This is a genomic window from Hymenobacter sedentarius (assembly GCF_001507645.1).
Classification (GTDB): Bacteria; Bacteroidota; Bacteroidia; order Cytophagales; family Hymenobacteraceae; genus Hymenobacter; species Hymenobacter sedentarius.
On record NZ_CP013909.1, the window covers coordinates 1,010,074 to 1,030,444 of the forward strand.

Sequence of the window (20,371 nt, forward strand, 5' to 3'; positions counted from 1 at the left end):
TACTTAACCCCTTCCTGCCATGTGCGGCATTGTTGCTTATTTGGGCCATCGTGAGGCCTGCCCCATTATCCTTAAAGGATTGCATCGCCTCGAATACCGTGGCTACGACTCAGCTGGTGTTGCCTTGCTCAACGGTGAGTTGAATGTTTATAAGAAGAAGGGTAAAGTTAGTGATTTAGAGGGATTTATTGCACAAAAAGACACGCATGCTAATGTTGGCATGGGCCACACGCGTTGGGCTACGCACGGCGAGCCCAACGACGAGAATGCCCACCCGCATTACTCTACATCGCAGCGAATTGCCATCATTCACAATGGTATTATTGAGAACTACGCGGCGCTGAAAACGCACCTGCAGAAGCAAGGGCACACGTTCCATTCCGACACCGACACGGAAGTATTTGTCAACCTGATTGAGGAAATCCAGAAGCAGAACGCGTGCTCTCTGGAAGAAGCTGTCCGCCTGGCTCTGCACGAAGTAGTGGGGGCTTACGCTATTGTGGTACTCAGCAAGGATGCTCCTAATCAGCTTATTGCCGCTCGGAAAGGTTCGCCGATGGTGATTGGCATCGGCGAAGGCGAGTTCTTCATTGCTTCTGATGCTACCCCCATTATCGAGTATACCAACGAAGTGGTGTACGTGAACGACTACGAAATCGTGGTTATCCGCGATGGGCAGTTGGAAATCCGTAGCAAGGAAGATGTGAGCCAGACGCCCTACATCCAGAAGCTGGCGATGGAGCTGGACAGCATCGAGAAAGGTGGCTACGAGCACTTCATGCTGAAGGAAATTTTCGAGCAGCCGCGTTCCATTTTGGACTCCATGCGCGGGCGCTTGGAACTGGAAGCTGGCCACTTGAACATGGGCGGCATCCGAGCCTACGAGCAAAAATTTGTGAATGCCCAGCGCATCATCATCGTGGCCTGCGGTACCTCGTGGCACGCCGGCTTGGTGGCCGAATACCTGATTGAGGACTTGGCTCGCATTCCAGTGGAAGTGGAATATGCGTCGGAATTCCGCTACCGCAATCCCATCATCACCGAGCGTGACATTGTGATTGCCATTTCGCAAAGCGGCGAAACGGCCGATACGCTGGCGGCTATTGAGCTGGCGAAGAGCAAGGGCGCTACCATTTTTGGCGTGTGCAACGTGGTGGGCAGCAGCATTGCCCGTGCCACAGATGCCGGTGCATATACCCACGCCGGCCCCGAAATTGGGGTAGCTTCTACGAAGGCCTTTACCGCCCAGGTGACGGTGCTGACGCTGCTGGCCATGATTATGGGCCAGAAGCGCGGCACCATCACCGACACCAAGCTGCGCGAGCTGATGGTGGAGCTGGATACCATTCCTTCCAAGGTTGAGAAAGCCTTGGAGCTTGACACTGAGATTCAGGCCATTGCTGAAATTTTCAAGGATGCGACCAACTTCCTCTACTTAGGCCGGGGCTATAACTTCCCCGTGGCACTGGAAGGTGCGTTGAAGCTCAAGGAAATCAGCTACATCCATGCCGAAGGCTACCCAGCCGCGGAGATGAAGCACGGCCCGATTGCGCTCATCGACGAGAACATGCCCATTGTGGTAATTGCCACCCGCGATAGCTCATATGAGAAGGTGGTGAGCAACATCCAAGAGGTGAAGGCTCGCAAAGGCCGCATCATTGCCGTGGTGAGCGAGGGCGACACGGTAATTCCCGCTATGGCCGAGTTTGTAATTGAAGTGCCTCACACCAGCGAAATCCTGATGCCCCTGGTATCGGTGGTGCCGCTGCAGTTGCTGAGCTACCACATTGCGGTGCTACGCGGTTGCAACGTCGACCAGCCACGTAACCTGGCGAAGTCGGTAACGGTAGAATAGTTTTTGTTGATTGGCTAGGCCCATGATACTATTGCTTAAATCAGGCATTTAAGCAATAGTATCATGGGTCTTTTCATGCGCGCACTACACCGTTACCGGACACTGCTGATTACGCTTGGGCTAGTTTTGGTTGTGTTGCCTTTTGTGGGGCTGGCTCTTTATAATCATCCCTCGCTTGATGATTATCTGGATGCAGTTACGGTAAAAGAGTTGGGGTTTTGGCGGGCTCAAAAGCACTTTTACCTCACTCACACCGGCCGCTACACCACCACCGTGCTGCTGGCTTTGCTTAACCCCTTGCTGTATAGTCGGCTGGAAGGCCACTGGTGGTGGGTCGCCTTGTTTTTTATCTTCGGCACATTACTCGTGTTACGATTTGGCCTTAGCGAATTATTAGGGCTAACAGGCAAGGCGGGTTGGATAACAGCAGCATCCTTCCTGAGTTTGTGGTTGGCCTATGCGCCCGGGCAGGCTGAAGGATTGTATTGGTTTACGGGAGCTTACACTTATATAATGGCAGTGTGGCTCTTGCTCTTGTGGGTGGTGGTGCTGAATCGGTATGCGAAAGCTCGCCTGTCCAACAATGGAGCTTGGCGCTGGCTTGTGGCGTTGGTTGCGCTAACCCTGGCTGTAGCGGGCACAATCGAACCCGTTGCGCTGCCTTTTTTAATGGCCTTGGTAATGGCAGCGCTTGCTAGCTGGCGTCTGAAACAGGGACGGGTGGTGTGGCTGCTGGCCGGACTGGCGGCGGTGGGATGCCTGGTTTCGTTCTCGGCGCCAGGCAATTTTGCGCGCATCGCGAGCATGGGAGGCCAGTTCGGATTTCTGAAAACGCTGTGCTATTCGGCAGCTACTACCGGCTACCTGCTGCTCACGTGGGTGGGCAACCCCGTCCTGCTGGCACTATCCGCGCTGCTGCTTCCCGCGATGGACAGAATAGCTCAACAGCGTAACCAGCTGGCAGTGCAGTGCTTGTCGCGGATTCCCGCGGGGCTACTGGCGATGGGGCTGGCTGGGCTAATGACGCTGGCGAGTTGCCCAGCTTATTATGCAAGCGGCACGGGGCTACCCCTGAGAGCCCGCACAACGCTGTACCTTTTATTTCTGCTCGGTTGGTTTGCGGTATTACTGACGTGGTGCTGCAGGCAAGCGCGCTCAGGCTTACCCTCGCCTATACTTAGGGCGCTGGTTACGGGACGGCTCGCTCCGCTGTGGACTGCGATGCTAGTACTTTTCTTTTTCGCCGACTACAACGTGCAAACCCGCGCGACGATGCTGGGCCAGGGCAGCAACAACGTGATACGGGCCTACCGCCAGTGGCTGGACGGCGAAGCCGCCGGCTATGACGCCGAACTTCGCGCCCGATACCAGACGCTGCAGAGTGGAGCCCCGGTGGTAACCATCCGACCCTTAGCCTACCGGCCTGACTTACTGTACAGCTTCGATATAGTTGGAACAGACAACCCGGAATTCTTAAAGGGTTATGCCCAATACTTCGGCACGAAGCAAGTCATCTCGGAAGTAGCGGCCCATTGACGCGGGAAAAGGTTTCCGGACGCAGTTGATGCTTAAGGGCGCAAAATCGAGCCTTCTCGACCACTCTATATTGCAAAGAGCTCCCCGCGCAACGCCTGCCGCTTCAGTAGGGGGCAGATTTTGTAGCGTTCGTCGTGGGTATCGTTCCATAGGGCTTCTAGTACTGCGTAGACCCGTTCAACCCCTATGGCATTAGCCCAGGCGAAAGGGCCTTTGGGGTAATTGGTGCCTAGCTTCATGCCCAAGTCCACATCTTGCGTGGTGGCGGTGCCCTCCTGCACGGTGTAGCAGGCTTCGTTTATAATCATGCATACGACGCGCGGGGTTACCAGCCCAACTCGGTCTTCCACCACGCGGTAGTCGGTGCCAAGGGCCGCGCACACTTCGGCTAGCTTGGCGGCATCGTCGTTGTCGGAGAGGGTAATCTCCAGCAGAGAACGGTTCAGCAGGGTGGGCAAGCCGCAGAAACCGAAACCAGAAAGCTGGGGGCGGCGGGAGTACATCGCCGATGTGGTTGCCTCCTGGAAAAGCGGTAAGGCCGTTGGTCGCGCCAATAGAAAAGGGGAAGTTGGGCTACTGAAGTTGAACACGACATTGGCAGCGGCTACGGCGGCCCGGCCACGTTCCTGAAAATCCTGGGCGGGAGTCGCGTTACTGTCGGAAGGAGTTTCCAGGAAGGTGTACATGTGTGCCGGGCCAAACTTCGCGCGGAACTCCGCTTCTACGTGGTTGCCGTCGAGGACCAGGATGTGCATGGTTTCGGTTGTTACTTTGGCACCAAAGATACCCTAACCTTTTCCGCTCATGCCCCACCAGATTATCCTTACCGACCAGGCCCCGGCGCCGATTGGTCCTTACTCGCAAGCCGTACGCGCCGGCAATACCGTGTACGTTTCGGGCCAGATACCCCTAGATGCCGCCGGGCTCTTGGTTGATGGCGATGTAGCCGCGCAAACCCATCAGGTGCTAAAAAACCTCACAGCCGTACTGGCCGCCGCCGGCCTGGGCCTGACCGATGTAGTGAAGTGCAGCATCTTCGTGAAAGACCTGGGCAACTTCGCCACCATCAACCAAGTGTACGGGTCTTATTTTGACGATGCCACGGCCCCAGCCCGCGAAACGGTAGAGGTGAGCCGCTTGCCCCGCGACGTGGACGTGGAAATTTCCTGCATTGCCGTCGGCGCATAAGAAATAATCCGGGTACAGCCGCCTTTCTACACCCGCTCCGCTCACCCACTCTCTCGTCACATGAAAGAACTTGGCCTTGGCTTGCTCATTATTGGACTGATTTCGCTGGCATTGCCGCTCATCAACCCCAACGTGCACTATGTCTTTCTTACGTGGATTGAGCAGTGGGGCCCGACAGTAGCCTGGGGTATTCGAGGCGGCATCACCCTCGTGGGGCTCGTGCTCTGGCTTGGATTGAGAAACCGCGACTAAGAGCACAGCAGCATTCACCGTGCCGCAAATCACCAGTTGGCGCTGAGAAGCAATTACTGATAAACAATTGGTTAAGGCCGAGCATAGGTTATGCTCGGCCTTAACCAATTGTCATTTAAGGGCGTAGTCATGGTCAGCCCCTTCCTCAGCACAATTGCGGCTTGTTTGGATGCGGGCACCCACCCGCGCCATTTCGTTCTGGCCATGGCTTCGCTACTTCCTACTCACCCCCTGCACTCCCCAGCCGACCTTGATACTTTGCTGGCCGCCATCGGCGATGCTCGCGTGGTATTGCTCGGCGAAGCGTCGCACGGCACGCACGAGTATTACACTTGGCGCACGGCGTTGAGCAAGCGGCTGATTCAAGAGAAGGGGTTTCAGTTTATTGCCGTGGAAGGCGACTGGCCCGACTGCTTCGAGGTAAACGCCGCCATTAAGCAGGAGCAGATGGCGCACGGCTCGGCCGCCAAGCTGCTCCAAACCTTCAACCGCTGGCCCACCTGGATGTGGGGCAACTGGGAAATTGCGGCGCTGGTGGAGTGGCTGCACCGCCACAACCAGGCCCAGCCCATGGAGCGCCGCGTGGGCTTCTACGGCTTGGATGTGTACAGCCTCTGGGAGTCGTTGGAAGCTGTGCTCCACTACGTGGAGAAGCAAGGCGATGGGGCCGTTACCGCCGCGCGCCGCGCCTTTCGCTGCTTTGAGCCCTACAGCACCGACCCGCAGGAATACGCCCGGGCCGTCGCTTTCGTGTCGGAAGACTGCCAGGACGAAGTAATTGCGGTGCTCAGGGCCTTGCGCCACCAAGCACAAGAGCGCCAGCCCGCCAACCTGCCCGAACGCGAGCAAGCCTTCGGGGCCGAACAGAATGCCTTGGTGGCCGTGAACGCCGAGCGCTACTACAAGGCGATGATACGCGGCGGCGGCGCCTCCTGGAACGTGCGCGACACGCACATGATGGAAACCCTGACCCGCCTGCTCCACCTGCACGGGCCCAACAGCAAGGCCATCATTTGGGCCCACAATACGCACATCGGCGATGCCCGCTACACCGACATGCGCCGCGAAGACATGGTGAACATCGGCCAACTGACCCGCGAGCAACTGGGCCGCGAGCAGGTATTCAGCGTCGGCTTTGGCTCCTACCAGGGCAGCGTGGTAGCGGGCAAGGCCTGGGGGGCGCCGCTCGAAAACATGCCGGTACCGGCCGCCATCCGCAACTCCTGGGAAGAGCAATTGCACCGCCAGCTGAAAGGAGCCAACGGCCTGCTGCTTTCATCAGAACTAAAGCAGGAAACGGGGCTGCGGCAGTCGCAGGGCCACCGGGCCATTGGCGTGGTGTACCGGCCCCAACTTGAGCAGTTTGGCAACTACGTGCCCTCGGTCATTCCCGAACGCTACGACGCCTTTCTATTCCTGGATCACACCAAGGCGCTGCACCCGCTGGCGATTCATCCCGAGGAAAAAGGGCCACCAGACCTGTACCCGTGGGGCGAGTAAGGCCTCTCGGGGGTTATGCGCCCTCCCGGCAACAGCCCGAAACGGTTCGTGACGCCGTGCTTCGCGCTACTCACTACTGGCGTTACCTTTGCGGCGCGCTTCGGCCTACGGAGCGCGCTTTTTTTGCGTTATGACTGAGAGAGAAGTTCGGGTGCGTTTTGCACCGTCGCCCACGGGGCCGCTGCACATTGGTGGGGTCCGCACGGCACTTTACAACTATTTGTTGGCCCGCAAGCTCGGCGGCAAGATGTTGCTCCGCATCGAGGATACCGACCAGAACCGCTTCGTGCCCGGCGCCGAGAATTACATTCTGGAAGCCCTGGCCTGGTGCGGCGTCGTGATTGACGAAGGCGTGGGCCCCGGCGGCCCGCACGCGCCCTACCGCCAGAGCGAGCGCAAGCCCATGTACAAGCAGTACGCCGACCAGCTCATTGCCAGCGGCCACGCCTACTATGCCTTCGACACGCCCGAGGAGCTCGACACCATGCGCGCCCGCCTGCAGGCCGCCAAGGTGCCCAACCCGCAGTACAACAGCATCACACGCGCCCAAATGCGCAACTCCCTCACCCTGCCCGAGGACGAGGTGAAGCAGCTGCTCGACAGCGGCGCGCAATACGTGATTCGCCTGAAGGTGCCGCGCAAGGAAGAAGTGCGGTTCCAGGACCTGATTCGGGGCTGGGTGGTGGTGCATTCCTCAGCCATTGACGACAAGGTGCTGATGAAGTCGGACGGCATGCCGACCTACCACTTGGCCAACATCGTGGATGACCATTTGATGGAAATTTCGCACGTCATCCGCGGCGAAGAATGGCTGCCCTCGGCGCCGCTACACGTGCTGCTGTACCGCTACCTGGGCTGGGAAAGCACCATGCCGCAGTTTGCCCACCTGCCGCTGCTGCTCAAGCCCGACGGCACCGGCAAGCTCAGCAAGCGCGACGGCGACAAGCTGGGATTCCCGGTATTCCCATTGGAATGGCACGGCCTCGACGGCGAAACCGGCGAGCCCACCGTGAGCCGCGGCTACCGCGAAGACGGCTACCTGCCCGAAGCCTTCATCAACTTCCTGGCTTTCCTGGGCTGGAACCCCGGCTCGCAGCAGGAGATTTTCTCGATGGACGAGCTGATTGCGTCCTTCAGCATCGAGCGGGTGAGCAAGTCGCCGGCCCGCTTCGACCAGAACAAGGTGAAGTGGTACAATGAGCACTACCTGCGCGCCAAGTCCGACGCGGAGCTGGCGTCCTACCTGCTCACGGCCCTGGCCGAGCATGGCATTGCCTGCGACCAGGCCAAGGCCGAGCAAATTGTGAGCGTGATGAAGGAGCGGGTGAGCTTCCCCAAAGACTTCTGGCAGGAGGCCAAATACTTCTTCCAGGCCCCGGATAGCTACGACGAGCAGGTCATCAGCAAGAAGTGGAACCCGCAGGTAGCCGCCGCCCTCACGGCCTATGCCGAGGCCCTGGCCGGCACTGCCGAGGCCACCGCCGAAGGCCTCAAAGCACTGTTCAACCAAACGATGGAAACCCAGGGCCTCAAGCCTGGGCAGGTGCTGCAGGCCCTCCGCGTAGCCGTGACCGGCGCCGGCGCCGGACCCGACTTGTTCGAAACCCTCGCTATTCTGGGCACTGGCGAAGTGGCCGTGCGCCTGCGCGCTGCGGTAGCCAAGTTGGGCTAGCCGGCAATTCAGCAAAACACAAAAAAGCCCTGGACTAAAGTCCAGGGCTTTTTTGTGTTTTTCACAAAGCATACCCTGATTTTCAATATTTTATAAACCCGTAAGGCAGCGCTTCTTTCCTTGAAAATTCCAACACCGGTAAGCTTCCATTTAGCCTCATTCCAGACGGGGTCTGGCAAACAACCACAAGGCTTTAACCAAGCACGCATTTTGACTAAGGAAAATTTGAGGCCCTCAAAGGCAGGCCCCACTTTTTGTGCAGAATCACCGCGAATTCCACAAAATAGGCTCAGGCAAGGCGTGGGCTATACGCCTTCCTGGATATAATTCTTTAGATTATGGAATAGCTTATTTTGAAATAAAATTCAATGCAATGTTCGCTAATACAAATTTTACCTCCGCAGTACTTATCTTTACTTTGTAAAAAGTTTAGGTTTTCCTCATTAATTATTACTATAGTTATATTTTAAAAACCGACAGCTTGTTACAAAAGCTTCCTCCACTCACTACCCCGACTAATTAAGCCCGGATGCTGCCGCGGCAGAAAAAAGGATAATAATAGTTTAACACGCAATAAAAACCTTTCAACCCCATGAGGAAATTCTTTACTCTCCTTTTCGCTCTTTTCATTAGTCTGCCGTTTGCTGGATATAGCCAATGCTCCGGACGCTACAATTTCACTTACCCTTCGGGCAGCAGTACCACTACTACCTCCACAAACAATGGTTCTGGCGTTGCAACGGGGACCTATTGCCCACCTCCCATCGGCTCTTCTACCGCGCAGGTCATAACAGTCTATTCGCAAGCCTCCAGCACCGTTACCCTGACGAATGACGTTGACAATACTTCTATCGCAAAATTAATACCTGCGGGAACATCCGTCACATTCGATGTTACTGCCTCTGATACACCGATTACTTATACGTTAAGCAGCTACATCGCCTGCCAGAATAACAAGCCGGAAATCTTCACGCTGACGCTCGCGCCAACGCTGACGCTGGCTTCGTCGGCTACATCGGTGTGCTCGGGTGATGGCGTAACGCTGACGGCGACCGGCGCTACCGCCGGTACTGCCTACACTTTTACGGCCCCCGGCGGCTTCTCTCAAACTAGTACGACTGGTTCCATAACAGTATTTCCCACTGCCACAACCACATACAAGGTTTCGGCACAAACGAGTTGTGGGCCCAACACGCAGCAGCAAATCACGGTTATTACACCCACGCTGACGGCTTCGAGCAGCCCTTCGGGGTTGATTTGCCCGGGCACGGCAGTGATACTTTCCGCAGCCAGCAACATCGCCGGAACTATTTTTACTTTTAAAGATAGCAATGGTAATGCCATTCCCAACAGCTCGCCCACTACGGCTACAGTTACGCCTGCCAGTTCTACGACCTACACGGTAACGACGAATAACCCTTCTGGCTGCGCAAGCACTGCTTCGACAAGTATTCCGGTGACGATAACCGCCCCGGTTGTTACGGTTAGCCCAACCTCGCTTACTACCACGCGCAACACACCCTTCACGCTCACTGCCTCATCTAATTACCCCGGCGCAACCTTTCAGTGGACAAGCAACGACACGGGCCAAACCTACGCGGCGGGCGCCACGCTCACAACATCGGTTCCCGGCCCCCAGTCGTCCTACACCTTCACCGTGACGGCCACTGCTGGTGCGTGCTCGGCCTCCAATAGCGTCGTGGTTACCCTTTCCAACCCACTGCCCGTCCAGCTGGCGGCTTTTTCGGCCCGCCGCCAGGGAAGCATAGCACTGCTGAGCTGGAATACGGCCAGCGAGCACAACAACGCTTACTTTGCCGTGGAGCGGTCGACCGATGGCAGCGCCTTCGTAAAATTGGCCCAGGTAACGGGTGCCGGCGAATCGTCGACGCCCCGGGCTTATGCATTCACCGACCAGCGCCCGCAGGCATCAATTACTTACTACCGTCTCCAGCAAGTCGACCACAACGGGCAGGCCGCCTATTCTCCAGTGGTGGCCCTGCCTTCGGAGCAGGCGGCGGGCGACTGGCTGGTGCGCTCGGCTTCGCCCCGGCACTTCACTGTACAGGGCCCGGTAGACGACAATAGCCGTTTCGTGGTGCTGGACATGCTGGGCCGTCCCATATTTACGCAAGCCCTGAGCCCGGCGCGCACAGCTGTGGGGCTCCCAAACTTGCCAACGGGCGTGTATTTCTTCACATTAATAACTGAGCAGGGTCGCTTTACGGTTCGGCAATTTCTTACTGGAATAAATTAAGCGTTTCGCCCAAGCAGCTGAGATGGGGCCGCTACGCGGCGCAAAAAGGCTGGGCAGTGGCCGGCCTTTTTTGCTCCATCATTTGGGGCGGCACACAAACTGCCGACGCTTATTCGCGTAGAGAGTGCTTGTGTAAGACACCGCATCAACCCTTCCTCACCATGGCCAAGAAACCTGTCAAGCCCAAGCAAAAAACTGACCCCGACAAGAAAGCCCGCGTCCATAAAGAGTTGGAAGGCTTTGAAATCGGGGTGAATCCGCTGGGAGAAATCACCTCCAACTACAGCATCGAGCAAATAAACCAGTTTCTGGGGCGCCACGTGCGCGACAAGAAGCTGGTGGACCGCGCCGGGCAGTTTGGGGAAAAGCCCGGGGAAGGCGAAACCGAGGACGAAGCTTTTCCCATTGCCGATGCCGAGCACGCCCCCGAGCCCGAAGAGACCGAGGAAGACTTCATGAAGCGCACCAGCCGGGAAGCCAAGCGCAAGAAAGCCCCCCTGGACCCCGATGCTGCCGCGGCCGAAACCCGCGCCGACCTGCCGCCCGACGAATAGCTCAACCGGCGGTAGCCCAACCGCGGGCTACAGCGTGAGCGACGAGCCGGTGCGGCGTCCGTTTTCGAAGGTCTCCACTTTGATTAGCAAGCCATTGTGGTACAGCTCTACCCGGTTTAGCTGATTACCGGCGTAGGTTTCTACCTTGGTCAACTTGCCCAATTGATAGGTTTCGGCGCGGCTGATGGTGCCATTGGTATAGGTTTGGATGGACGTGATTTGGCCGTTCTCGTCGAAGCTCGTCCAGGGCCCGTACCCATAAAAGCGGGCTCCTTTTTCCCTGTGACCCACTGCGCATGGCCGCGGCGCGCTACTTGGCCGCTGGGGTGCCAGTACGTTACTTCGCACAGGCCGTCCTGGCCGTAGCGCTCGGAGTGGTCGAGGGCCCCGGTGGGGTCAAAGTAGCGGAAGGTGCCCACGGGGCGGCCGTGCCGGTACTTGCCCGTCGTAAAGGGCTGTTTACCCTCGGCGTCGTAGTACGTGCGCCAGCGCCCTTTGGCCAAGCTGTTGCGGTCGTAACGGTTCGGCTTCCAAAAGCCGCGCGGCCCGTTGTTAGCCGCGCAGGCGCTCAGCAGTACCGAGCAGACGAGCAACAGAAACACCTGAAGACGCATGAGTAGAAGTGGTTAGGCTTAACTATAAATTTAGTTTAAGATAATTACCCAACGCTGCTTCCCCAAATTATTGTGGCCTTCGAGAGGCCAATAGAAGAAATGCTATAGAATGGCCCAACGCTTTTACCTTTGGCCATCCCAACCCTCTTTTCTGCTCCCTATGCTTTCTCACGACGTTGACTTCCGCATCCTCGGCTCCGACATTCAGGTACTCGAAATTGAGCTGGACCCCAACGAAACCGTGATTGCCGAGGCCGGGGCCATGGTGTACATGGAAGAAGGCATTGCCTTCGAAACCAAGATGGGCGATGGCTCGGAGCCCGACCAGGGCCTGATGGGCAAGCTGTTCTCGGCCGGCACCCGGCTTATTACGGGCGAGTCGCTGTTTCTCACGCACTTCACGCACCGTGGCGGCTACGGCAAGAGCCGCGTGGCCTTCTCGGCCCCCTACCCCGGCACCATCATCCCCATCAACCTGGGCGACATGCCCAACGGCCTCATCGTGCAGAAAGACGGCTTTTTGGCGGCGGCGCGGGGCACCAAAATCAGCCTGCACTTCAACCAGAAGTTCGGAGCCGGGCTGTTCGGCGGCGAGGGCTTTATCCTGCAAAAGCTCACCGGCGACGGCAAGGCCTTCGTGCACGCCGGCGGCACTATCATCGAGAAAAAACTGAACAACGAGCTGCTCCGCGTCGATACCGGCTGCGTGGTGGCGTTCGAGCCCAGCATCGACTTCAGCGTGGCCCGGGCGGGCGGGTTGAAATCGATGATTTTTGGCGGCGAGGGGCTGCTCCTGGCCACCATGCGCGGCACCGGCCGGGTGTGGATACAATCCATGCCGGTCAAAAAACTCATCCGCGCCCTGGCCCCGGGCGGCAGCAACGCGCAAAAAGAAAGCGGCAGCGTACTGGGCGGCCTAATGGGCAGCTTAATGGACGAATAAGCGGCGCAGCTGATGAAGCCTCAGCAGCTGAGGCTTCATCAAATTGAGCTGGTTTACGTCGGCGACGCCTTAGCCTACCATGCCTTTGGCAGCAATGCCCAAGGCCAGCGCCACCACGAGGCCAATGGCCACGCCTACCCGAATTAAGAACTTATAATCGCTGGCTTCGTCGCTCTTGCGCCGGTCGGTTTCGCGGCGCTGGTGGCGGGATTTGTACGGCCGCTGATAAGCCGATTTCTTCGAAGCAGGTGCAGTAGCAGTGTAGGACATAGGCGGGAATATTACCGTAATATTACTAAGTATTCTCCAAATAAAGCCGCAACTGTTCAGTCAAATATATTTTTTGGCTAATGGAGTGCCTTTTTATCCTCCAGGGCGGCTATCCGTTGGGGAAGTGAGTGTTAGGCCTGCTTGGTTGCAGCTTCCGCCGACTGCAGCACGGCCTCCAGCACCGCGCGGGAGTTGAGCAAACGTGGCACTTTGTGCTGCCCCCCCAGCTTGCCCTGGCTGGCCAGCCACGCCTCGAATGTGCCGGCGGGCACGGCGCGCAGCCGGGGCGGCGCCAGGGCTAGGCTGCGGTCGCGCTTGGCGGCGTAGTCGGAGTTCAGCTCGCACAGCGTGGCATCCAAAACGGCGCCGAACTTGACTAGGTCCGGAAGGCAAGCATCGGAGGCAAATTCAATTACCCATTCGTGGCCTCCGCGCGACGACGCGCTATCCACGGCAAACCACACGGGCGCGGCGGTGAAGTCGCGCACGGCCGCGCCGGTGGCCCGGCTGGCGGCGGCCACGGCGGCTTCGGCATTTTCGATGACCACTTCTTCGCCGAAGGCATTGAGAAAGTGCTTAGTACGCCCCGTGATGCGCACCCGATACGGCGCCAGGGAGGTAAAGCGAACGGTGTCGCCCACGAGGTAGCGCCACAGCCCCGCGTTGGTGCTGATGACCAGGGCATAGGGCCGGTGCAGCTCCACCGCGGCCAGGGGCACGGGGCGCGGGTCGGGCGCAGCCCACTGGTCGGCGGGCAGAAACTCGTAGTAGATGCCGTGGTCGAGCAGGAGCAGGAGGTCTTCGCTATCGGGCTGGTCCTGCAGGGCAAAGTAGCCTTCGGAGGCGCTGTAGATTTCGAGGTAGCGCATGCGCACATCCGGAATCAGCTGGCGAAACAGCTCCCGGTAGGGCCCAAAGGCGACCGCGCCGTGCAGGAACAACCGCAAATTGGGCCACACCTGCGTGATGTCGTTGGCACCGGCCAGGGCCACCACGCGGCGCAGCAGCACTACCATCCAGGTGGGCACGCCGGCCAGGGTGCGCACGTCCTGCGTGAGGACGTGGGCCGCGATGCGCTCAATTTTCTCCTCCCACTCGTCCAGCAGTGCGAGCGCGAGCGGCGGCGTGCGCATTTGCTCGGCCCACCACGGCAGCTGCTGCATGATGAGGGCCGATACGTCGCCGATGCGGGAGGCCGGCTCCTGCGGCCGAAAGGGATTGGGTAGGTGCGCCCCGCCCAACGACAGCGTTTTGCCCGCCAACAGCCGCTCCTGCGGGTAAAAATGCGTAGACAGCGCCAGCATGTCGCGGCCGGCGCGGTAGTGGCAGGCGTGCAGCGCCTCGGCCGTGACGGGGATGTATTTGCTGCGGGCGTTGGTGGTGCCGCTCGACTTGGCAAACCAGCGGGGCCGCCCGGGCCACAGCACGTTGGGCTGCCCGCGCAATACCTTTTCCAGCTCCGGGTACAATTGCTCGTAGGTGCTCACGGGCACCCGCCGGGCAAAGTCGTCCGCCGCCATGCGCTCCCGGAACCCGTAGCGCTGGCCCCACTCGGTGGCCTGCGCCCGGTCCAGCAGTTGGCGCAGCACCCGCACCTGCACCTCGTGCGGCTGCTGCCGAATAAGGGCCAGCCGGGGCAAGCTCCCCCATTGAACGGCGGTTGCAAGTAGCTGGTCGAGCATAGAGGATAATGAGGAATGAGGAATGAGGAATGAGGAATGAGAAATGAAGAATTGGTCGTTGAGCTAATTCTTCACTCCTCATTCTTCATTTCTCATTGAGTTAAATGGTCCGTTTCAATTCGAAATTCTTGCCCAGGTACACGCGCCGCACGGTTTCGTCCCCGGCCAGCTCTTCGGCCGTGCCGGCTTTGAGCAGCTTGCCTTCGAACAGCAGGTAGGCGCGGTCCACGATGTTGAGGGTGGCGTTCACGTCGTGGTCGGTGATGAGCACGCCGATGTTGCGGTGCTTGAGCTTGGACACGATGCCCTGAATTTCTTCGGTGGCGATGGGGTCGACGCCGGCAAAGGGCTCGTCCAGCAGCACAAACTTGGGGTCGACGGCCAGGGCGCGGGCAATTTCGGTGCGGCGACGCTCGCCGCCGCTCAGCACCTTGCCCAGGTTTTTGCGCACGTGGGTCAGGCTGAACTCGTCGAGCAGGGCCTCTACTTTGTCGCGTCGGGCCGGCTTGGGCATGCTGGTCATCTCGAGCACGGCCATGATGTTTTCCTCCACGCTCAGGTCGCGAAACACGCTGGCTTCCTGGGCCAGGTAGCCCACGCCCAGCCGCGCCCGCTGGTAAATCGGCATGTTGGTTATCTCGGTGCTGTCGAGAAAAATGCGGCCGCCGTTGGGCTTCACCATGCCCACCATCATGTAGAAACAGGTGGTTTTGCCGGCGCCGTTGGGGCCGAGCAGCCCCACGATTTCCCCCTGCTCTACCGTGACCGACATGTCGTTGACGACGGTGCGGGCTTTGTATTTTTTAATGAGGTGGTCGGCGCGAAGAATCATAAGCACAAAGGTAGCGGCTTGTACCAAGCCAAGCAGGGTGGACAAATCGCACGGGCTAAAGAATCAATAGTAGGCGTGCCTAACAAATGATTTGAATTTTCCTTACTTTTAGCCTCCACAATCAAACCCACCTAATTCTTCTTTTTTATATGATGGTAAAAACACTACTCCTTGCGGGGGGCACGCTGCTAGTCAGCGCGTCGGCTGCGTCGGCCAGCGGCTTTCAAGTGAACCTGGGCGGGCAGAAAAACATTGGCATGGGCGGCGTGGGCGTGGGCTTGTCGCTGGACCAGGCCGCTATGTTTTACAACCCCGGCGCCCTGGCCATGGTACGCGAAAACGGCGTGCAGGTAGGCGTCAACGCCGCTTTGGGCCGGGTCAGCTACCGCAGCGAGAACGGCGGCGGGCTGCGTTCGCTGGACAATAGCATCGTGACGCCCTTCAACGTGTACGCCAGCTTCGGCCCCGCGGAGGGGAAATTTAAATTCGGCGTGGGCGTGTACACGCCCTACGGCAGCAAACTGAAGTACGCCGAAGGGTGGGAAGGCCGCTTCGCCCTCACCGAAATCAACCTGGAAGCGGTGTACGTGCAGCCCACGTTTTCCTACGCCATCACGCCGCAGCTGAGCGTGGGCGCGGGCCTGATGATTCTGGCCCACGGCTCGGTAAACTTGCAGAAGGACTTGCCGCTGCCCACCGGCCCCGGCCACGTCACCCTCGACGGCAAAACCAAAACGCAGTTTGGCTACAACGCCGGCATTTACTTCAAGCCTTCCGACAAGCTGAGCGCGGGCCTGAGCTACCGCTCGCAGATTGACGCCACCGTGGAAAGCGGCTCGGTTGCATTCTCCGGGTTGCCCACGGGTGCCAGCGCGGCCACCGTCAACCGCGGCTTTACAGCCAATAAATTTTCGGCAACCTTGCCGCTGCCCGCCGTGGCCAGCGTGGGCATTGGCATCAACCCCACCGAGAAACTAACCGTTGGCGTGGACGCTTCGCTCACGTTCTGGAGCGCTTACCGCACCCTGGACTTCCGGTTCAGCGGCAACAACGGCAACGCCGGCACCGAAACCGATGCCAACAGCGGCCTGGTGGGCGGCAATACCACCAGCACCTCCAAGCGCTACTACCAGGATGCGCTGGCCTTCCGCCTGGGCGGCCAATACCAGTTGAGCGACAAGCTGGCGGTGCGCGCCGGCGCCGCCTATGACTTCTCGGCCGTGCGCGAAGGCTACGTAGGCCCCGAGACGCCGGATGCAGACCGCGCCATTGGCACGGCCGGCTTGTCGTACCAGGTCACCGACCACCTTGGCGTGGACGCGTCGTTCATGTTTGAGGCCTTCCGCAAGCAGACCCAGACCCAGCAGGACCTGCTCAATAGCGGCACCACCGACCGGATAGCGGGCACCTACCGCACCAACGTGTACATCCCCGGCATCGGCCTGCACTACAAATTCTAATCCCTCCCACTCGATCTAAGTCTTTGCTTATATGAAATTGTTTATCAAACGTTCGGCACCCGTACTTGGCTTGTTGGGCTTGGGACTGGCCGGCTGCCAGCCCGACATTGAGGCACCGAACGCGTCGTCCGGTTCGGCTGACTTTACCAGCTACGTGGCCGTGGGCAACTCCCTCACGTCCGGCTATGCCGACGGGGGCCTTTACAACGAATCCCAAGCCACTTCCTACCCCACCATCCTGGCTCAGCAATTTGCCAAAACGGGCAAGGGCCCGGCCAATTTTGTGCAGCCCAGCTTCTCGGCCGGCCGCAAAGACGGCTCGGGCTACGTGAAGCTGCTGGTAGTGAACGGGGCATTGACGCCCGTTTTGCCGTCGGCCAGCAACAGCTTCCTGGGCGAGCAGGTGGCCTACACGGGCAGCACCTTGCCTTCCGGTCGCCCTGAGTTAGAATCATACACCGGCCCTCAGCCCGACAACCTGGGCGTGCCGGGCATTTCGGTGCTAAGCGCCGACCGCACCGCGGCTTCTACGGGCTCAGTAGCGCTTGACGCGGCTACCCGCGGCGCCGCAGGGGCCTACGGCACCGTCAGCGAATTTTACCAGCGCCTGCTGCCGGCGGCCGACCGTACCAGCAAAGACTATGTGACGTACATCGGGCAAAAGAGTGCCTCGTTTTTCACCTGCTGGATGGGCAACAACGACGTGCTGACCTACGCCAACGCCGGCGGCACTAGCAATTTGGCCACCAATCCGTTCAGCGGCCTGACGGACACCACCAGCTTCGGCCGGGGCTACCGCAACATTGTGAACACCATTTCAAAAGGTGGCACGGTGAAAGGCGTGTGCGCCAACATTCCCAACGTTGCTACTACTCCGTACTTCAACACCGTAACCGTAGGCGCTGTACTGGCCTCGTATAAGGCCGTGAACCCGGCCATTGCGAACATTTACGTGACGGCCCGGACCTCGGCCACCACCGCTGTGACCGCTGCCCGGGTTGCCACTGCCACCGACCTGCTGACCCTGACGGCCCAAGCCTACATCGCGGCCAACCCAGGGGTGGGCGCATCTCCCACGGCCCCCATTCCCAGCCAGTACGTGCTGGACCCCATTGAGCAAACCGAGGTGTTGAACCGCACCAACCAACTCAATGCCATCATTGCGAAAACGGCCCGCCAGTATAAGGTGGCCTTGGCTGATATGAATACCTTCCTCAGCGACGTTACGGCGCGGGGCGTGACCACCAACGCCGTGAACAACACGGTAGCCTTCGCTTCCGGCAACATCTATAGCCTCGATGGCGTGCACCCCACGCCCCGCGGCTACGCGTTGATAGCCAACGAGTTTATCCGCGTTATCAATTCCACCTACGGCGCTTCGGTGCCCACGGCGAATGCCAACGATTATCGCGGCGCAGTATTCCCTCAGTAAGCTCGCGCACAACGAGTTTATTTAACAAAAGCGCCTTCTCCGGCTGGGGAAGGCGCTTTTGTTTTGGGCATTGCGAGCAGTACTAAATTGAGCTAGCGTCAGTCGGCCTACGCCAGTTGAGTTGGCACTTGAGCGGCCAGGTGCGCCGCGATGAGCTGCGCGTGGTGGCGCCCATTCTCAATAAACCAGCGGCTGGTGGCGCGGCCTCCGCACACGGTACCGGCCACGAACAGGCCCGGCCGGGTGGTCTGGTGGGTGGCAGGGTCAAAAAGCGGGGCGCAGGCCTCGTCGTCGGGGTTGGGCTCGATGCCGAGGCGGCCGAGCAGGGCCTCGTCGGGGTGGTAGCCGGTGAGGGCGTACACAAAGTTGGTGGGCAGGGTAAGGGGCCCTTCGGGCGTGAGCACCTCTACCGCATCGGGCCGAATGGCGGTGATGGTAGTGTTGAAGTGCGCCGTGATGCGGCCTTCGGCAATGCGATTGACGAGGTCGGGGCGAATCCAGTACTTCACGGAGTCGCTCACGGCGGGGCCGCGCACGATGAGCGTGACCTTGGCGCCGGCCCGGGTGAGCTGCAGGGCAGCTTTAGCCGAGGAATTCTTGGCCCCAACCACCACCACGTGCTGGGTGACGTGCTCGTACGGTTCTTTGTAGTAGTGGCTGACGTGGGGCAGATCTTCGCCGGGCACGTTGAGCAGGTTGGGCAGGTCGTAGAAGCCAGTGGCCACCACCACGTTGCGGGTGCGGATTTCGCCTTTGTCGGTTTGTACCGTGAAGTCTCCCTGCTCGCCTTGCAATGCCAGCACCTTTTCGTGCAGACGCAGCTCAAGTTTCTCGGTGGCGGCCACGCGGTGGTAGTAGTCGAGGGCGTCTTCGCGCAGGGGCTTGTAGTGGCTGGTGGGGAAAGGATATCCGCCGATTTCCAGCAATTCGGGCGTGGAGAAAAACTCCATGTTGGTGGGGTACCCGATAATGGAATTGACCAGGGCGCCTTTTTCTACCACGGCCGTGCGCAGGCCGCGGCGCTGGGTTTCGAGGGCGCAGGCCAGGCCCACGGGGCCGGCACCAATGATGAGAACGTCGAGCATATGATGTAGGGGCGAGGCTTGTCCCCGCCCGTAGTTGAACGATAAGCGTTGATTAACGGTGCAACTGGCGCAAAGGCCCGGGCGGGGACAAGCCCCACCCCTACATTTGTACCATGCGTACCTGTAACTTGTGCGGCGGCTCCGATTTTAAAAAGCTGCCCTTTTACTACGAATTTGAAGGCCAAAAGCTACAAGGCACCCAGTGCCGCAGTTGCGACCTGATGTTTCTAGACCCCCAACCTACACCGGCGCAGCTGGAGCGACTGTACGGCAAGGATTACTTCACCGAGCGGCCCAACTACGACCGCACGCAGCAGGACGTCGTGTTCATCGAAGAAGGCCAGAAGCAGGACGCTCTAAACCAGGTTCGGCCCGACAAGTTCACCAACTACATGCTGGCCAAGTACCCTGGCCGCAAGTTCCGCTACCTCGACGTGGGCTGCGGCCCCGGCTACACCCTCAAAAGCCTGGAGAAATTGGGCTGGGAAGCGCACGGCCTGGAAATCTCCGAGCACGCCGCCGACTTTGCCCGCCGCGAGCTCAACCTGCCCGTGGTAACCGGCAACATCGAAACCACCGAGGACTTCCACGAAAACCAGTTCGACCTCGCCTACATGGGCGACGTGCTCGAGCACCTGCTCTCGCCAGCCGCCACGCTGGCCAAGTTCCACCGCATCCTGGAGCCGGGCGGGCTGCTGGTGCTGGCCTTGCCGGCTACCCTCAACTTGCCCACCGTGCGCCTGGGATTCGCGGCCTACGGCGTGCTGGGCAAGGAGCGCAAGATGGACATCCCGCCCTATCACCTGTTCGAGTTCACGCCGGCCACCATCACCAAGATGCTCAAGAAGCAAGGCTTCGAAGTAGTGGAGCTGCTGAACCCGGTGAAGCCGCCGAAGTATATTCGTCTGGGTGGCAGCGTGGTAGAGAAGGTGAGCAAGCTGGCTGGGCAATACCCGACTTACTACTTGAACAAGCTGACGGGCCGGTTTGGCGACCGGATGTTTGTGGTGGCGCGGAACGTGAAGTAGCGGAACCTCACCCCCGGCCCCTCTCCAAAAGAAAGGGGAGCTTGACGCCGCCTGTCATTGCGAGTGGAGCGCAGCGGAACGCGGCAATCCGTCCTCTCCCTGCGACGAGCCCTGAGTTGTAACAAGCCCTTTTCAAAGCAAAAAGCCCCGACTCTTCAGTAGAGCCGGGGCTTATCACATTATTAAGCTAGTCGCTGAGACCAAGACGGAT

Annotated in this window: 18 protein-coding genes; 12 read left to right on the forward strand and 6 right to left on the reverse strand. The window is 59.3% G+C overall.

Annotation, left to right across the window (positions count from 1 at the left end; all coding sequences use genetic code 11):
- The first annotated feature begins 19 nt into the window (after nucleotides 1–19).
- A complete protein-coding gene (glmS, locus tag AUC43_RS04275) occupies nucleotides 20–1,855 on the forward strand; it encodes a glutamine--fructose-6-phosphate transaminase (isomerizing) (RefSeq protein WP_068190306.1) in 1,836 nt (611 codons plus the stop codon).
- A 63-nt stretch (nucleotides 1,856–1,918) separates the two neighbouring features.
- On the forward strand, nucleotides 1,919–3,391 hold the full coding sequence (locus tag AUC43_RS04280; RefSeq protein ID WP_068190310.1) for a DUF6056 family protein: 1,473 nt from the start codon (nucleotides 1,919–1,921) through the stop codon (nucleotides 3,389–3,391).
- Between the two features lie 65 nt (nucleotides 3,392–3,456).
- Here the strand turns inward: AUC43_RS04280 and AUC43_RS04285 are convergent, their stop codons facing one another.
- Nucleotides 3,457–4,146 carry a 3-hydroxyacyl-CoA dehydrogenase family protein gene (locus tag AUC43_RS04285; RefSeq protein WP_068190312.1) on the reverse strand — a complete coding sequence of 230 codons (690 nt, stop codon included), beginning with the start codon at nucleotides 4,144–4,146 and terminating at the stop codon, nucleotides 3,457–3,459.
- Between the two features lie 49 nt (nucleotides 4,147–4,195).
- On the opposite strand from AUC43_RS04285, the gene AUC43_RS04290 reads away from it, so the two are divergent.
- The 6 genes from AUC43_RS04290 to AUC43_RS04315 all read left to right on the forward strand — a co-directional run bounded on the left by AUC43_RS04290 (nucleotide 4,196) and on the right by AUC43_RS04315 (nucleotide 10,814).
- A complete protein-coding gene (locus AUC43_RS04290; RefSeq protein WP_068190315.1) occupies nucleotides 4,196–4,579 on the forward strand; it encodes a RidA family protein in 384 nt (127 codons plus the stop codon).
- A 60-nt stretch (nucleotides 4,580–4,639) separates the two neighbouring features.
- Nucleotides 4,640–4,831: a hypothetical protein gene (locus AUC43_RS04295; RefSeq protein WP_068190317.1), complete on the forward strand. Its 192-nt coding sequence runs from the start codon at nucleotides 4,640–4,642 to the stop codon at nucleotides 4,829–4,831.
- A gap of 204 nt (nucleotides 4,832–5,035) precedes the next feature.
- Nucleotides 5,036–6,331, forward strand: a complete 1,296-nt coding sequence (locus AUC43_RS04300) for an erythromycin esterase family protein (protein WP_068198204.1) — start codon at nucleotides 5,036–5,038, stop codon at nucleotides 6,329–6,331.
- Nucleotides 6,332–6,461: 130 nt separating this feature from the next.
- On the forward strand, nucleotides 6,462–8,003 hold the full coding sequence (gene gltX, locus AUC43_RS04305; protein WP_068190318.1) for a glutamate--tRNA ligase: 1,542 nt from the start codon (nucleotides 6,462–6,464) through the stop codon (nucleotides 8,001–8,003).
- Nucleotides 8,004–9,459: 1,456 nt separating this feature from the next.
- Nucleotides 9,460–10,260: a T9SS type A sorting domain-containing protein gene (locus AUC43_RS04310; RefSeq protein ID WP_157780923.1), complete on the forward strand. Its 801-nt coding sequence runs from the start codon at nucleotides 9,460–9,462 to the stop codon at nucleotides 10,258–10,260.
- A 161-nt stretch (nucleotides 10,261–10,421) separates the two neighbouring features.
- A complete protein-coding gene (locus AUC43_RS04315; RefSeq protein WP_068190322.1) occupies nucleotides 10,422–10,814 on the forward strand; it encodes a hypothetical protein in 393 nt (130 codons plus the stop codon).
- 27 nt (nucleotides 10,815–10,841) lie between these two features.
- On the opposite strand, the gene AUC43_RS04320 is transcribed toward AUC43_RS04315, so the two are convergent.
- Nucleotides 10,842–11,105, reverse strand: coding sequence for a toxin-antitoxin system YwqK family antitoxin (locus AUC43_RS04320; protein WP_068190324.1), 264 nt, complete (start codon nucleotides 11,103–11,105; stop codon nucleotides 10,842–10,844).
- A gap of 483 nt (nucleotides 11,106–11,588) precedes the next feature.
- On the opposite strand from AUC43_RS04320, the gene AUC43_RS04330 reads away from it, so the two are divergent.
- Complete coding sequence (locus tag AUC43_RS04330) at nucleotides 11,589–12,371, forward strand: TIGR00266 family protein (RefSeq protein ID WP_068190328.1); 783 nt, start codon at nucleotides 11,589–11,591, stop codon at nucleotides 12,369–12,371.
- A gap of 69 nt (nucleotides 12,372–12,440) precedes the next feature.
- Here AUC43_RS04330 and AUC43_RS04335 read toward each other — a convergent pair whose 3' ends face one another.
- From AUC43_RS04335 to lptB, 3 genes are all read right to left on the reverse strand, one after another.
- The gene (locus tag AUC43_RS04335; RefSeq protein WP_068190330.1) at nucleotides 12,441–12,641 is read right to left on the reverse strand and encodes a hypothetical protein; all 201 of its coding nucleotides are present in this window, start codon (nucleotides 12,639–12,641) and stop codon (nucleotides 12,441–12,443) included.
- A 131-nt stretch (nucleotides 12,642–12,772) separates the two neighbouring features.
- Nucleotides 12,773–14,323, reverse strand: coding sequence for a GH3 auxin-responsive promoter family protein (locus AUC43_RS04340; RefSeq protein ID WP_068190332.1), 1,551 nt, complete (start codon nucleotides 14,321–14,323; stop codon nucleotides 12,773–12,775).
- 100 nt (nucleotides 14,324–14,423) lie between these two features.
- A complete protein-coding gene (lptB, locus tag AUC43_RS04345) occupies nucleotides 14,424–15,155 on the reverse strand; it encodes an LPS export ABC transporter ATP-binding protein (RefSeq protein ID WP_068198208.1) in 732 nt (243 codons plus the stop codon).
- 149 nt (nucleotides 15,156–15,304) lie between these two features.
- On the opposite strand from lptB, the gene AUC43_RS04350 reads away from it, so the two are divergent.
- Both AUC43_RS04350 and AUC43_RS04355 read left to right on the forward strand, forming a co-directional pair.
- Nucleotides 15,305–16,615, forward strand: coding sequence for an OmpP1/FadL family transporter (locus AUC43_RS04350; RefSeq protein ID WP_068190334.1), 1,311 nt, complete (start codon nucleotides 15,305–15,307; stop codon nucleotides 16,613–16,615).
- A 31-nt stretch (nucleotides 16,616–16,646) separates the two neighbouring features.
- On the forward strand, nucleotides 16,647–18,047 hold the full coding sequence (locus AUC43_RS04355) for an SGNH/GDSL hydrolase family protein (protein WP_068190336.1): 1,401 nt from the start codon (nucleotides 16,647–16,649) through the stop codon (nucleotides 18,045–18,047).
- Nucleotides 18,048–18,154: 107 nt separating this feature from the next.
- On the opposite strand, the gene AUC43_RS04360 is transcribed toward AUC43_RS04355, so the two are convergent.
- Complete coding sequence (locus AUC43_RS04360; protein ID WP_068190338.1) at nucleotides 18,155–19,132, reverse strand: YpdA family putative bacillithiol disulfide reductase; 978 nt, start codon at nucleotides 19,130–19,132, stop codon at nucleotides 18,155–18,157.
- Nucleotides 19,133–19,245: 113 nt separating this feature from the next.
- Here AUC43_RS04360 and AUC43_RS04365 point away from each other — a divergent pair, with 113 nt between their 5' ends.
- Nucleotides 19,246–20,160, forward strand: coding sequence for a class I SAM-dependent methyltransferase (locus tag AUC43_RS04365; RefSeq protein ID WP_082684900.1), 915 nt, complete (start codon nucleotides 19,246–19,248; stop codon nucleotides 20,158–20,160).
- Nucleotides 20,161–20,371: the final 211 nt, after the last annotated feature.

Coding starts and splice junctions, on each gene's coding strand:
- glmS (WP_068190306.1), top strand. CDS start 20: ATGTGCGGCATTGTTGCTTATTTGGGCCATCGTGAGGCCTGCCCCATT.
- AUC43_RS04280 (WP_068190310.1), top strand. CDS start 1,919: ATGGGTCTTTTCATGCGCGCACTACACCGTTACCGGACACTGCTGATT.
- AUC43_RS04285 (WP_068190312.1), bottom strand. CDS start 4,146: ATGCACATCCTGGTCCTCGACGGCAACCACGTAGAAGCGGAGTTCCGC.
- AUC43_RS04290 (WP_068190315.1), top strand. CDS start 4,196: ATGCCCCACCAGATTATCCTTACCGACCAGGCCCCGGCGCCGATTGGT.
- AUC43_RS04295 (WP_068190317.1), top strand. CDS start 4,640: ATGAAAGAACTTGGCCTTGGCTTGCTCATTATTGGACTGATTTCGCTG.
- AUC43_RS04300 (WP_068198204.1), top strand. CDS start 5,036: ATGGCTTCGCTACTTCCTACTCACCCCCTGCACTCCCCAGCCGACCTT.
- gltX (WP_068190318.1), top strand. CDS start 6,462: ATGACTGAGAGAGAAGTTCGGGTGCGTTTTGCACCGTCGCCCACGGGG.
- AUC43_RS04315 (WP_068190322.1), top strand. CDS start 10,422: ATGGCCAAGAAACCTGTCAAGCCCAAGCAAAAAACTGACCCCGACAAG.
- AUC43_RS04330 (WP_068190328.1), top strand. CDS start 11,589: ATGCTTTCTCACGACGTTGACTTCCGCATCCTCGGCTCCGACATTCAG.
- AUC43_RS04335 (WP_068190330.1), bottom strand. CDS start 12,641: ATGTCCTACACTGCTACTGCACCTGCTTCGAAGAAATCGGCTTATCAG.
- AUC43_RS04340 (WP_068190332.1), bottom strand. CDS start 14,323: ATGCTCGACCAGCTACTTGCAACCGCCGTTCAATGGGGGAGCTTGCCC.
- lptB (WP_068198208.1), bottom strand. CDS start 15,155: ATGATTCTTCGCGCCGACCACCTCATTAAAAAATACAAAGCCCGCACC.
- AUC43_RS04350 (WP_068190334.1), top strand. CDS start 15,305: ATGATGGTAAAAACACTACTCCTTGCGGGGGGCACGCTGCTAGTCAGC.
- AUC43_RS04355 (WP_068190336.1), top strand. CDS start 16,647: ATGAAATTGTTTATCAAACGTTCGGCACCCGTACTTGGCTTGTTGGGC.
- AUC43_RS04360 (WP_068190338.1), bottom strand. CDS start 19,132: ATGCTCGACGTTCTCATCATTGGTGCCGGCCCCGTGGGCCTGGCCTGC.
- AUC43_RS04365 (WP_082684900.1), top strand. CDS start 19,246: ATGCGTACCTGTAACTTGTGCGGCGGCTCCGATTTTAAAAAGCTGCCC.